Genomic DNA, 12175 nt, shown 5'->3' with positions numbered 1-12175 from the left:
TTAATGGGTGAGCGCTGCCTGAGATTGCGGGGCTTTTTCCGCCTTTGCAGCCGAAGGGAGATAGTGTTGTTCCGCGCTGACCGACCACTGCTGGTAGCGCTGATAGAGTTGTTCGAAACGCTGTGCCTGCGCCGGACGCGGCTGCAGGGTAGTTTCCACCTGGCTTGCCATCCGCTGTTGGGCGGCTGGAATATCCTCATAGACGCCGGCGGCGACGGCGGCGAAGATAGCCGCCCCCAGCGCGCAGCACTGATCGGAGGCGACAATCTGCAGCGGACGGTTCAGCACGTCGCAGCAGGCCTGCATGATGACCTGGTTTTTCCGCGCGATACCGCCAAGTGCCATGACGTTGTTAACCGGGATCCCCTGCTCGGTGAAGCACTCCATAATGGCGCGAGCGCCGAAGGCGGTGGCGGCGATCAGACCGCCGAACAGCGCCGGCGCGTCGGTGGCCAGGTTAAGGTCGGTGATCACCCCTTTCAGGCGCTGGTTGGCATTCGGCGTGCGGCGGCCGTTGAACCAGTCGAGCACCACCGGCAGATGCTCCAGCGATGGATTGTTGGCCCAGGCTTCGGTGAGCGCCGGCAGTAACTGTTTTTGGCTGGCTTTGATTTGCTCGCGCAACGCCGGCTGCTGCTGAGCCAGCTGCTCCAGCGGCCAGCCGAGAATGCGGCCAAACCAGGCGTAAATATCGCCGAAGGCGGACTGGCCTGCCTCCATGCCGATAAAGTGTGGAACCACGCTGCCGTCGACCTGGCCGCAGATGCCTTTGACCGTGCGCTCGCCGACGCTCTCTTTATCGGCGATCAGAATGTCGCAGGTGGAGGTGCCGATGACTTTCACCAGCGCGTTAGGCTGCGCGCCGGCGCCAACGGCGCCCATGTGGCAGTCAAAGGCGCCGCCGGAGATGGCCACGGTCTGCGGCAGACCCAGGCGCTGGGCCCACTCTGCGCTCAGCGTGCCGACCGGCACATCGGCCGTCCAGGTATCGGTGAACAGCGGCCAGGCCAGATGCTGGTTGATGATGGGATCAAGCTCATCGAAAAAGCTGGCCGGCGGCAGACCGCCCCAGCTCTCATGCCACAGCGATTTATGTCCGGCGCTGCAGCGGCCGCGGCGCAGATCCTGCGGACGCGTAGTACCGGAGAGCAGGGCGGGCACCCAGTCGCAAAGCTCTACCCACGAGGCGGCTGCCTGGGCGACGGCGCTATCTTCGCGGGTGACGTGAAGGATTTTGGCCCAGAACCATTCGCTGGAGTAGATCCCGCCGATATAGCGCGAGTAATCCTCTTTGCCCGGCTGGTGGCACAGGCGGGTGATCGCCTCGGCTTCCTCGACCGCGGTGTGATCCTTCCACAGGACAAACATGGCGTTAGGGTTGTCAGCGAATTCTTCGCGCAGCGCCAGCACGTTGCCCTCGGCATCGACGGGAGCCGGAGTTGAGCCGGTGCTGTCGACGCCAATGCCCACGACGTCGGCGCGCTGTTCGGCGCTCAGCGAAGCGAGCACGCTTTTCAGCGCCGCTTCCATGGACTCGATGTAATCTCGCGGGTGATGGCGGAAGCGGTTGTTAGCGCCATCGCAATACTGTCCTTCCCGCCAGCGCGGATACCACTCCACGCTGGTCGCCAGCTCTGCGCCGGACGCGCATTCCACCGCCAGAGCGCGGACTGAGTCACTACCAAAGTCGAGGCCAATCGCAATTGCCATCTTGTTACTCCATGCAGAAATCATTCATGCAGCAACAGTAGATATCCCCGGCAAAATCCGTCAGGCCGGATTCGCTAATCTTATGGATTATTTTGCTGTTACCTTGCAAAGTGTGACGCCGTGCAAATATTCTATGTGGACTTTTCTGCCGTATTTATAGACACTTTTGTTACCCGGCATATCACGGTGGAATGCACGCTACTGGCGCTCTTTTCGCTTGCTGTGCGGGTTTTTCGCCAAATTCCCACCGCCGTCGCAGTCGCGACAGGGCCGAGAGCGATAAAATGATGAATATGGACAATTGGTGCCACTGATACCTTCGGGGAGAACCACGCGTATGGCCGAAACGCAAAACGATCCGCTGCTGCCGGGCTACTCTTTTAACGCTCATCTGGTCACCGGCCTGACGCCGATTGAGGCGCAGGGATACCTGGATTTCTTTATCGACCGCCCGCTGGGTATGAAAGGCTATATTCTCAATCTGACGATTCGCGGCGAGGGGGTGATCAACAACCACGGCGAACAGTTTGTCTGCCGGCCGGGCGATATGCTGCTGTTCCCGCCCGGGGAAATTCATCACTATGGCCGCCATCCCGACGCCAGCGAGTGGTATCACCAGTGGGTCTACTTCCGCCCGCGCGCCTACTGGCACGAGTGGCTCAACTGGCCAACGATTTTTGCCCAGACCGGCTTTTTCCGTCCGGATGAACAGTGGCAGGCGCGCTTTGGCGAGCTGTTCGGCCAGATCGTTGATGCCGGGCAGGGGGCGGGGCGCTATTCCGAACTGCTGGCGATAAACCTGCTGGAACAGCTGCTGCTGCGGCGCATGGAGGCGATCAACGAATCGCTGCATCCCCCGCTGGACAACCGGGTGCGCGACGCCTGCCAGTACATCAGCGACCATCTGGCGGACAGCCATTTTGATATCGCCAGCGTCGCCCAACACGTTTGCCTGTCGCCCTCGCGTCTGTCGCACCTGTTCCGCCAGCAGCTGGGGGTCAGCGTCCTCGGCTGGCGGGAAGATCAGCGCATCAGCCAGGCCAAACTGTTGCTCAGCACCACGCGGATGCCGATCGCCACCGTTGGGCGCAACGTCGGCTTCGAAGATCAGCTCTATTTTTCCCGCGTGTTTAAAAAATGCACCGGGGCCAGCCCGAGCGAATTCCGCGCGGGTTGTGAATAAAAAGTAAAGAAAGTGAAATGATGACCCGCTTAAATGTCACAGCCAGTAAACTATTAAGACAATTGATGGCTTGACGACGGCGCGATGGCTTCGGAGAATCCGGGCTTCGTTTTTTAACCGGGTACATTATGCAAGCATTGCTCGAACACTTTATTACCCAATCCACGGTCTACTCATTGTTAGCCGTGATGCTGGTGGCCTTTCTCGAGTCGCTGGCGCTGGTGGGGCTTATCTTACCCGGCACGGTGATGATGGCTGGCCTTGGGGCGCTCATCGGCGGCGGCGAAGTTAACTTCTGGCAGGCGTGGCTGGCGGGGATTGTCGGCTGCCTGCTGGGCGACTGGATCTCATTCTGGCTCGGCTGGCGCTTTAAGAAGCCGTTGCACCGCTGGTCGTTTATGAAGAAAAACCGCGCCCTGCTGGAGAAAACCGAGCATGCGCTGCATCAGCACAGCATGATCACCATTCTGATTGGCCGCTTTGTCGGACCGACGCGTCCGCTGGTGCCAATGGTCGCCGGGATGCTCGACCTGCCGGTGGCCAAGTTCGTGCTACCGAATATTATCGGCTGCCTGCTCTGGCCGCCGCTCTATTTCCTTCCGGGCATCCTCGCCGGGGCGGCGATTGATATTCCGGCTGATGAAAACAGCGCCAGCTTTAAATGGCTGCTATTGGGGGCGGCGCTGCTGGCCTGGCTGGCGGGATGGCTGTGCTGGCGGCTGTGGCGGAGCGCGAAAACCTCAGGCGATCGGCTGACCCGCTGGCTGCCGCGCGGCCGACTGCTGTGGCTGTCGCCGCTGATGGTCGCGCTGGCGGCTACAGCGTTAACATTTGTCTTCCGCCATCCGCTGATGCCGGTCTATCTGGCGATCCTGCACAAAGTCATCGCGCGCTGATCCCCATCAAATGCGAGGCGCTGCTGTGGCCGCTTAACAGCTCGGCGGTGGCGCCATCCCAGACAATGCGCCCTTCGGCGACCACCATCGAGCGCGGCGCGATGCGCGCGGCGTCCTCTACGCTGTGGGAGACCATCAGCAGGGTGAGCTGCTGCTGCTCGCAGACATCGGCGACCAGGGACAGCATCTCCTGGCGCAGCGCCGGATCGAGCGCCGAGAAGGGTTCATCCAGCAGCAGCACCGGCTGCTGGCGCACCAGACAGCGGGCCAGCGCCGCGCGCTGCCGCTGACCGCCGGAGAGCTCGCCGGGCAGACGTTCCAGCAGCGCATCAATTCCCATCTGTCCAGCTATCGCCGTGACCTGCGCCTGCTGCTCGCGGTTCAGTTTAAGGCCTGGGTGGATGCCGAGGCTGATATTTTGTCGAATGGTCAGATGGTTAAACAGGTTATTCTCCTGAAACAACATCGAGACCGGACGCTGCGCCGGCGGCGTCGCGTTATGCGCCTCGCCGTTAATCAGCAGGCTGCCGCTGGCGGGTGGCAGAAACCCGGCGATCAGATTCAGCAGGGTGCTCTTTCCGGCGCCGCTGGGACCGAGCACCGCGATGCGCTCCCCGCGCGCGACGTCGAGGGTGAAGCGCATCGGCAGATGCTGGTATAGCCAGGTCACATCATTGAGTTTTAGCATCACGCCCCGGAAGTTTTTCAATCAGCGTAAACAACAAGAAACAGAGCAGCAGCAGGAGCAGGGCGGTGACGGCCCCGTCCTGGCTGCGGTAGGCGCCTATCTGCTGGTACAGATAGAAAGGCAGGGTGCGGAACGCCTCGTTGCCGAACAGCGCCACCACGCCGAAATCGCCAATCGACAGTACGCAGGCGAAGGCGAGCGCCTGGGCCAGCGGGCGCCGGAGAGCGCGAAGCTCGACCACCCGCAGCCGGGCAAAGCCTTCAATACCCAGCGACTGGCACAGCATGCTGTAGCGGGCGGCAATGTCGCGCATCGGGTTTTCCAGTACTTTCAGCGCATAGGGGATCGCCATCAGGGCATTAGTGAAGATGACGATGCCGTCGGCGGACTCCGGCAGGCCGATAGTGTTATTGAGCAGCAGGAAGAAGCCGGTCGCCAGCACAATTCCCGGCATCGCAAGGATCAGCATGCCGCTCAGCTCCATTGCCTGCCCGGCCAACGGCCGCTGGCGAGCGCGCAGCTCCCGACTGCTCCATAACAGCATCATCGTCAGGGTCACGCTCAATAGCCCGGCGGCGATGGCGATGCGTAGAGAGGTGCTCAATGCCTGCCAGAGCGCTGGCTGCGCCAGCACGTCCAGCATATTACGGTTGATCCCGTCGACGATGACCGCCAGCAGCGGCGGGAGCAGCAGCAGCAGGGCGGCGCCGATCAGCAACCCGTCGCTCAGGCGGCTATGCAGGCGATCGTCAGGGTCGCGCCAGCCGCGCACATGGCTGACGCCGATGGCGACGGCTTTACTCAGACGCTGGCTAAGCAGCACCAGCCCAAGGCAGCAGAGCATCTGGATCAGCGCCAGCATTGCCGCTCGCGCCGGATCGTAGTCAAAGCTCAGCGCCTGGTAGATAGCCAACTCGATCGTGGTGGCTTTCGGGCCGCCGCCCAGCGAGAGCACGGTGGCGAAGCTGGCGAAGCAGAGCATAAAAATCAGCGCGGCGACGGCGGGAATGTGCCGGCGCAGCCACGGCCATTCGACGAGGCGGAAGAAGGCATAGCCGCGCATGCCAAGCTGGGCGGCAATTTGCCGCTGCTCGCCGGGAATGTTCTCCAGCGCCTGCAGCAGCAGGCGGGTCGCCATCGGCATATTGAAAAAGACGTGCGCCAGCAGGATGCCCTGCAGACCGTAGGGCGAGAACTCCCATTGCCAGCCGAGCGCGTGAAATAGTGAGGCCAGCCAGCCCTGGCGGCCATAGACGCTGAGGATACCGAACACCGCCACCAGCACCGGCAGGATCAGGGTCATCGCGCACAGGCGCAGCAGCAGCGTACGGCCCGGGAAGCGACGCCGATAAAGCGCGCGGGCGAGAAAGATGGCTGGTCCCACCGAGATCAGCGCTGACAGCGACGCCTGCCAGAAGGAGAAGCGGACCACATGCCACAGGTAGCTATCGCTGAAGACCGATTGCCAGCCCGCGCCGGGGGCGCTAAACCACAGCGCCAGAAACGCCGCCAGCGCGACAGCGCACAGCAGCGTAGCGGCGAACAGGCCCGGCATCAGCCCGCGAAGGTTTAGCGGCTGACGGCGCGTTGCCATGCGCTAATCCAGGTTTGACGCTCGCTGGCGACCTGCTGCGGGGTAAAGGACAGGGTGGTCTGCGGCTTCACCAGGGTATCAAACCCGGCCGGCAGGGTGACCTGGGTCACCGGATACATCCAGTTGCCGGTAGGGATGGCGTTCTGGAAGCCAGGAGATACCATAAATTTGAGGAATTTTTCCGCCAGTTCCGGCTGCTTGCTGGCGGCGGTACGCGCGGCAACTTCGACCTGCAGATAGTGGCCCTCGGCGAAGTTCGCCGCCGCATAGTTGTCTTTCTTCTCTTCAATCATGTGGTAGGCCGGCGAGGTGGTATAGCTCAACACCAGGTCGCTTTCCCCTTTCAGGAACAGACCATAGGCTTCGCTCCAGCCTTTGGTGACGGTAACGGTTTTCGCGGCCAGCTTCTGCCAGGCCTCGGGCGCTTGATCGCCATAGACCTTTTGCATCCACAGCAGCAGGCCCAGTCCCGGGGTGCTGGTACGCGGATCTTCATAGATGACCCGCCATTTTTGCGGGCCCTCGACCAGCTCTTTCAGGCTCTTCGGTGGATTAGCCAGTTTGTTTTTGTCATAGACGAAGGCGAAATAGCCGTAGTCGTAGGGAACAAAGGTGTCATTATCCCAGCCGCCCGGCACGCTGACCGCGCTGGCGGGTACGTTGCTTTTGGCAAACAGTTTACTCTGCGCCGCGGCTTCCAGCAGGTTGTTATCAAGGCCAAGCACGACGTCGGCCTTGCTGTTTTTGCCTTCCATGCGCAGGCGATTCAGTAGCGAAACGCCATCTTCCAGCGCGACGAACTTCAGCTCGCAGCCGCACTCCGCTTCAAAGGCTTTTTTGACCGCCGGGCCGGGGCCCCAGTCGGCAGAGAAGGAGTCATAGGTATAGACGGTAAGAACAGGCTTAGCCAAAGCGGGCATGGCGACCAGCGCCAGCAGCGGGAGTAATTTTTTCAACACTTTGCACCTCAGAAAAAAGGGGGGGCAAAGGATTTTGAGTGAGCCTCAAATCCCTTCGCCGGCGTTATCCGGATCAGGTTCGACGGGTATTTTCTCAGCCCATGCGCTTCATCCTTCAAGCCGCATCTGCGTTAGCTTCGCGCGTTCACCCCAGTCACATAGTTATCTATGCTCCAGGGGATTCACCCGCTTGCTGCCTTGATGCAACTTGAATGATATTGCGTATGTTTATTAGCACCCCGTTGAGAACGGCCTTAGTGTAATGATTTTGTCAGATGACGGAAAGCGCTTACGGCTCCGGCGGCGCAAACCATGCGGATTTAAAATCGAACCAGCCGAGGGTATTCATCCTCACGCCGCGCATACTGCGCTGACCCTGAATCATCAGCCAGTGGTGGATCAGCGGCACGATATGTTGCCCGGCCAGCAGCCGCTGGCTCCAGGTGGCCGGATTAAACTCTCCTGCTCGCCAGCGGCAGGCGTCTGCCTGCCAGTCAATGGGAATGCAGCGCTGAATCAGCGGGACTTCGTACAGATAGGCGAAGAGCGAAAATTCGATCGGTAAGGTGAAGTTCACGCTGTTGAGCCAGATATCGCTGACCACCTCGCCGCGATGCCAGGCATCGTACTCCAGCTCCTGGATCTCCAGCTTTACCTGATGCGCCGCCAGCAGGTCGCGCATGATCCCGCCGATCACCCGATGTTCGACGTGATCGCGGTAGTAGGTAAGGGTGACTGTCTCCAGCCCCGCCGGCTTCTCGCAGGCGTGGTTGCTGGCGTGATGCCAGCGCGGCAGCAGGCCGTAGGCGGGAAACCAGTTACCCTGGTAGTGTTCGCCCGCATGGTAGAGCAGGTTGGCGGGCTGAAACAGATAGCTTAGCCAGCGGCGCACCGCGTCGTTGGCCCCCAGCGGGCTTCGCGAGTCAAACAGCAGGTAATAGCAGCCCTCTTCCAGGCGACTCTCTACCGCTTTTTCGCTTTCGGTATTGCCCTGCAGCGTCAGGCCGCCGTTGGGCTCTTCGCTAATCTCCGGCAGCACCCAGACGTTCACCTCATCGATCAGCGCCCGGTAGCCAAAATAGTCCTCAAAGGCATGGATCTTGAGCTGATTCTGGTTGTTACGCACCACGGCATAGGGGCCGGTGCCGACCGGCATGGAGGAAAAGTGGTTCATGGTCTGCCACTCCTGCGGCAGCACCATCGCCGGCACCTGCCCCAGCAGCCAGGGCAGCCAGCGGTCGGGCTGGCGCAGATGAATATCCAGGGTCCAGGCGGTGGGCGATTCGATGCGTTCGATATGTGAATAGAGCGGCAGGGCATTGCTGCGCTGCAGAGAGGCGATCACATCGGCCATCTCCAGCTCACGGCCATGGTGAAAATGGATGCCGGGACGGAGGAAAAAGCGCCAGTGGGTGGGGGTCAGCTGCTGCCAGTGGTGGGCAATATCGGCTTCCAGTTCCCCATTTTCCTCATTTACCCGCGTCAGGGCGCTGAATATTTGCCGGGCAATATGCGTTTCCGAACGCCGCAGCGCGCTACCTGGCAGCAAATTCTTCATCGGACGATAGTAGAGCACGCGCAGGATGTGCCGCCCCTGGCGGAAGCTGCGGCCGAGATGCGAGACCAGCATCTGGCGGACGGCAGCCTTATCGCCGACCAACTGCACCAGCTGATCGATGCGATCCTGCTCAAGGAGATCTTCGGCACGTTGCTGCTGCAGGGCGAGGCCGGTATAGAGAAAGGTTAGCCGCGAACGCTTGCCGCGGCCTGCCTCCGCTTCCCAGGTCAGCCAGCCGCGGGACTCCATCATATTGAGCAGGGTGCGCATATGGCGGCGCGAGCAGCTCAGCATTTCCGCCAGCTCGTTAAGGGTGGTCTCCTGCGACTTGCCGTCGCAGCACTGCCATAGGCGAATGAACTGTTGTTGCAGACGGCCGGAAGACATAAAAGGGGAACTCCTGCGCAAAACTCAGCAATTTATTACTTCCTATATTAAGCCAATAATGAATCCCGATGAAGCGAGGAGGTGAATATGATGAGGTCTACCGCAAAATCGTTCTACCAACGCTACTTTTCTGCGACGCAGGAAGCGTCCTGGCTGGCCCGCCTGATGGCAGGACGACAGCAGGAAATTCTGGGGGAACTGATGCAGTGGGGAGTGACGTCAACGACCTCTGATCATTGACTTGCAGACATCATGTGTGACTGAGTATTGGTGTTATACTCGTCGTTTTTCAAACTGCAGGTGCGCTGTCGATGCTTCCTGGGCCGTATGTTCGGGCTGCGTGATTCGCCTCTACGGGACTCACCTTTTCAGGGCCAGCGCGAGCGCGGCGCAAAATGGTTAACCGTTTTGTCCTGCAGCATGAAATCCATAGAGTATAGAATCACCCGCCAGCAGAAAGCCTCTGCTGGCTTTTTTCGTTTTCTTCGCGTGTGTTAAGGACATTCCATGCTGTGGTTGATGACGATGGGACGACGGCTTAACGGCGTCTATGCCGCCTTTATGCTGGTTGCTTTTATGATGGGCGTGGCGGGCGCGTTGCAGGCGCCGACGTTGAGTTTGTTTCTCAGCCGCGAAGTGGGGGCGCAACCGTTCTGGGTGGGCCTGTTCTATACCGTAAACGCCATCGCCGGGATCCTGGTTAGCCTGTGGCTGGCCAAGCGCTCCGATAGCCGCGGCGACCGGCGGCGGTTGATTATGTTCTGCTGTCTGATGGCGGTGGGTAATGCGCTGCTGTTTGCCTTCAACCGCCACTATCTGACGCTGATCACCTGCGGCGTGATGCTGGCATCCATTGCCAACGCCGCCATGCCGCAGCTCTTCGCGCTGGCGCGGGAGTACGCCGACAGCTCGGCGCGGGAAGTGGTGATGTTCAGCTCGGTCATGCGCGCCCAGCTGTCGCTGGCTTGGGTGATTGGCCCGCCGCTGGCCTTTATGCTGGCGCTCAACTATGGCTTCACCACCATGTTCTCCATTGCGGCGGGCATTTTTGTCATTAGCCTCGCTCTGATTGCCATCAAACTGCCTTCGGTTCCGCGTGTGGAACAGCCCTCGGAGGAGGCGGCGGCGCTAGCGCAGGCCGGCGGCTGGCAGGACAAGAACGTGCGTATGCTGTTTATCGCCTCCACCCTGATGTGGACCTGCAACACCATGTACATCATTGATATGCCGCTGTGGATCAGCAGCGATCTCGGGCTTCCCGACAGCCTGGCCGGGATCCTGATGGGCACTGCCGCCGGGCTGGAGATACCGGCGATGATCCTCGCCGGCTACTACGTAAAGCGCTTTGGCAAACGTAAAATGATGGTGGCGGCGGTGGCCGCCGGCGTGCTGTTTTACGCCGGACTGATCCTGTTTCATGGTCGCACGGCGCTGCTGGCTCTGCAGCTGTTCAATGCCATCTTTATCGGCATTATCGCCGGGATAGGCATGCTGTGGTTCCAGGATTTAATGCCGGGACGGGCGGGAGCGGCGACCACCCTGTTCACCAACAGTATTTCCACCGGCGTGATCCTTGCCGGCGTGATGCAGGGGGCGCTGTCCCAGAGCTATGGTCACGCCAGCGTCTACTGGACGATCGCGGCCATTTCGCTGGTGACGCTGTTTTTGACCAGCAAGGTGAAGGATATCTGACTACTCGCCCCGGCATCGCCGGGGCGACCAGGCCTACTTGAGTTCGATACGCTTAATGTCGCCAATGATAAAAATGTAGGCAATCACCCCAATCAGCGCCGTCAGGCCGACGTAGATCAGCGCGTAAAAGAAATTACCCGTGGCGGAAATAATCACACCAATTATCAGTGGTGCGATAATCGAGGCCATATTGGCACAGAAATTAAATATGCCGCCGGTGAGGCCTGCCATATTTTCCGGGGCAATATCCGAAATTAAGGTCCAGCCCAGACCGACCATCCCCTGGCCAAAAAAAGCCACCGACATGATAATAATTACGGTGCTATTGGCGCTTACCCAATTCGCCGCGATAATACAGCTGGACAGCAATAAACCGGAAATTATTGGTAACTTTCGACTGATGTTGACGGAGCCGGTTCGCTTCAACAACCGGTCGGAGATCCAGCCGCCGAAGAGGATGCCAATCGCGGCGGCAAGGAAGGGCCAGGTGGCGAAGAAGCCGACGTGCAGCCATGGAAGATGGCGCTCGTTGGCGAGGTAGCTGGGAAACCACGTCAGGAAAAAGACCAGTGTGGTGTTGCCGGCGAACTGACCCAGGCTGGCGCCGAGGATCTGGCGACAGCCCAGCAGGCGTCTGGCGTCACGCCAGTTAAATGGAACGTTCTGGATTTTATTGTTAATGCTGTTTGCGCCGATATACTCCAGCTCCGCTTGATTAGCCGTGCGCGATTCATGCGGTTCATGATAAAAACGCCACCACACTAAAGTAAATAAAATACCTAATCCGCCGGTGAGGAAAAAAAGCGTTCTCCAGCCATGATGTTCGAGAATTAAAAATAACAGCGGCGAGAAAGCGGCCAGCCCTATATATTCACCAACTGTATACGTTGCCGTTGCCCGCGCGCGCTCATGCTGAGGGAACCAGGTGCTGACGATGCGGCTGTTGGCCGGAAAGCAGGGCGCTTCGCTGACGCCGAGTCCCAGGCGCAGAAGCAGCAGGGATTTTAGGCCGAGGGTGAAACTTTGCAGCAGGGTAAACAGCGACCAGAAGAAAATTGACAGGGCATAGGTCAGTTTGTTGCCAAAGCGGTCTAAAAACATCCCGCCGGGGATCTGCGCCAGCGCATAAGTCCAGGCGAAGGCGGAGAAGATGATGCCCATCATCGCCGGATCGATATGGATTTCTTTGCTTAACTGTGGCGCTACAATACCCAGGATGGTACGGTCGAGATAATTGATCATCGTTCCGACGGAGAGTAGCAGCAGAATAACTATCCGTACGCGGCTTCTTTTTTTCGCCCCCGATGTGGAAGTGAGGACTTCCTGAGAGTTTGACATACTCATAGCGAGTTCCTTTAAAGTTTAAAATATTTTTGCATATATTCTAATATGCAAAAATATCTCAAGGAGCTATAGGTAGTATCTATGAATGGCAATGCCTTGTGGCACATTCAGGCCCTTCGTCAAATAATATTTGATGTAACGCCGATATTTACCCGTTCATGCGC

10 protein-coding genes and 1 riboswitch are annotated in these 12175 nt (G+C 59.4%); of the genes, 4 read left to right on the top strand and 6 right to left on the bottom strand.

Annotated features, from left to right (window positions below; translation table 11 throughout):
• Nucleotides 1–1710, bottom strand: coding sequence for a ribulokinase (araB, locus tag IB144_RS22045; protein ID WP_004182911.1), 1710 nt, complete (start codon nt 1708–1710; stop codon nt 1–3).
• Between the two features lie 337 nt (nt 1711–2047).
• On the opposite strand from araB, the gene araC reads away from it, so the two are divergent.
• Both araC and IB144_RS22035 read left to right on the top strand, forming a co-directional pair.
• Nucleotides 2048–2893 (top strand): arabinose operon transcriptional regulator AraC, encoded by an 846-nt coding sequence (araC, locus tag IB144_RS22040; protein ID WP_004145972.1) that lies wholly within the window; start codon nt 2048–2050, stop codon nt 2891–2893.
• Between the two features lie 128 nt (nt 2894–3021).
• Nucleotides 3022–3789, top strand: a complete 768-nt coding sequence (locus IB144_RS22035) for a DedA family protein (protein ID WP_002888373.1) — start codon at nt 3022–3024, stop codon at nt 3787–3789.
• On the opposite strand, the gene thiQ is transcribed toward IB144_RS22035, so the two are convergent.
• The 4 genes from thiQ to sgrR form a co-directional block, all read right to left on the bottom strand.
• Nucleotides 3776–4477 carry a thiamine ABC transporter ATP-binding protein ThiQ gene (gene thiQ / locus IB144_RS22030; RefSeq protein WP_004178579.1) on the bottom strand — a complete coding sequence of 234 codons (702 nt, stop codon included), beginning with the start codon at nt 4475–4477 and terminating at the stop codon, nt 3776–3778. The two genes, IB144_RS22035 and thiQ, sit on opposite strands and share 14 nt — an antisense overlap.
• Nucleotides 4461–6071, bottom strand: coding sequence for a thiamine/thiamine pyrophosphate ABC transporter permease ThiP (gene thiP, locus IB144_RS22025; protein WP_004147039.1), 1611 nt, complete (start codon nt 6069–6071; stop codon nt 4461–4463). Before thiP ends, thiQ begins: the two co-directional genes overlap by 17 nt.
• On the bottom strand, nt 6047–7030 hold the full coding sequence (gene thiB / locus IB144_RS22020; protein WP_004147041.1) for a thiamine ABC transporter substrate binding subunit: 984 nt from the start codon (nt 7028–7030) through the stop codon (nt 6047–6049). Before thiB ends, thiP begins: the two co-directional genes overlap by 25 nt.
• 32 nt (nt 7031–7062) lie before the next feature.
• A riboswitch (TPP riboswitch) is annotated at nt 7063–7282 on the bottom strand.
• A 37-nt stretch (nt 7283–7319) separates the two neighbouring features.
• Nucleotides 7320–8975, bottom strand: a complete 1656-nt coding sequence (sgrR, locus tag IB144_RS22015; RefSeq protein WP_004145968.1) for an HTH-type transcriptional regulator SgrR — start codon at nt 8973–8975, stop codon at nt 7320–7322.
• An 87-nt stretch (nt 8976–9062) separates the two neighbouring features.
• Here sgrR and sgrT point away from each other — a divergent pair, with 87 nt between their 5' ends.
• The gene (gene sgrT / locus IB144_RS22010; protein WP_002888448.1) at nt 9063–9215 is read left to right on the top strand and encodes a glucose uptake inhibitor SgrT; all 153 of its coding nucleotides are present in this window, start codon (nt 9063–9065) and stop codon (nt 9213–9215) included.
• Nucleotides 9216–9482: 267 nt separating this feature from the next.
• Nucleotides 9483–10667: a sugar efflux transporter gene (locus tag IB144_RS22005; protein WP_004147046.1), complete on the top strand. Its 1185-nt coding sequence runs from the start codon at nt 9483–9485 to the stop codon at nt 10665–10667.
• A gap of 33 nt (nt 10668–10700) precedes the next feature.
• Here IB144_RS22005 and IB144_RS22000 read toward each other — a convergent pair whose 3' ends face one another.
• Nucleotides 10701–12011: an MFS transporter gene (locus IB144_RS22000; RefSeq protein ID WP_021313552.1), complete on the bottom strand. Its 1311-nt coding sequence runs from the start codon at nt 12009–12011 to the stop codon at nt 10701–10703.
• Nucleotides 12012–12175 lie beyond the last annotated feature (164 nt).

This window comes from Klebsiella sp. K4 (assembly GCF_014596785.2).
Classification (GTDB): domain Bacteria; phylum Pseudomonadota; class Gammaproteobacteria; order Enterobacterales; family Enterobacteriaceae; genus Klebsiella; species Klebsiella pneumoniae.
This window is presented reverse-complemented; position numbering and strand designations above follow the sequence as displayed.

Coding starts and splice junctions, on each gene's coding strand:
- araB (WP_004182911.1), bottom strand. CDS start 1,710: ATGGCAATTGCGATTGGCCTCGACTTTGGTAGTGACTCAGTCCGCGCT.
- araC (WP_004145972.1), top strand. CDS start 2,048: ATGGCCGAAACGCAAAACGATCCGCTGCTGCCGGGCTACTCTTTTAAC.
- IB144_RS22035 (WP_002888373.1), top strand. CDS start 3,022: ATGCAAGCATTGCTCGAACACTTTATTACCCAATCCACGGTCTACTCA.
- thiQ (WP_004178579.1), bottom strand. CDS start 4,477: ATGCTAAAACTCAATGATGTGACCTGGCTATACCAGCATCTGCCGATG.
- thiP (WP_004147039.1), bottom strand. CDS start 6,071: ATGGCAACGCGCCGTCAGCCGCTAAACCTTCGCGGGCTGATGCCGGGC.
- sgrR (WP_004145968.1), bottom strand. CDS start 8,975: ATGTCTTCCGGCCGTCTGCAACAACAGTTCATTCGCCTATGGCAGTGC.
- sgrT (WP_002888448.1), top strand. CDS start 9,063: ATGATGAGGTCTACCGCAAAATCGTTCTACCAACGCTACTTTTCTGCG.
- IB144_RS22005 (WP_004147046.1), top strand. CDS start 9,483: ATGCTGTGGTTGATGACGATGGGACGACGGCTTAACGGCGTCTATGCC.
- IB144_RS22000 (WP_021313552.1), bottom strand. CDS start 12,011: ATGAGTATGTCAAACTCTCAGGAAGTCCTCACTTCCACATCGGGGGCG.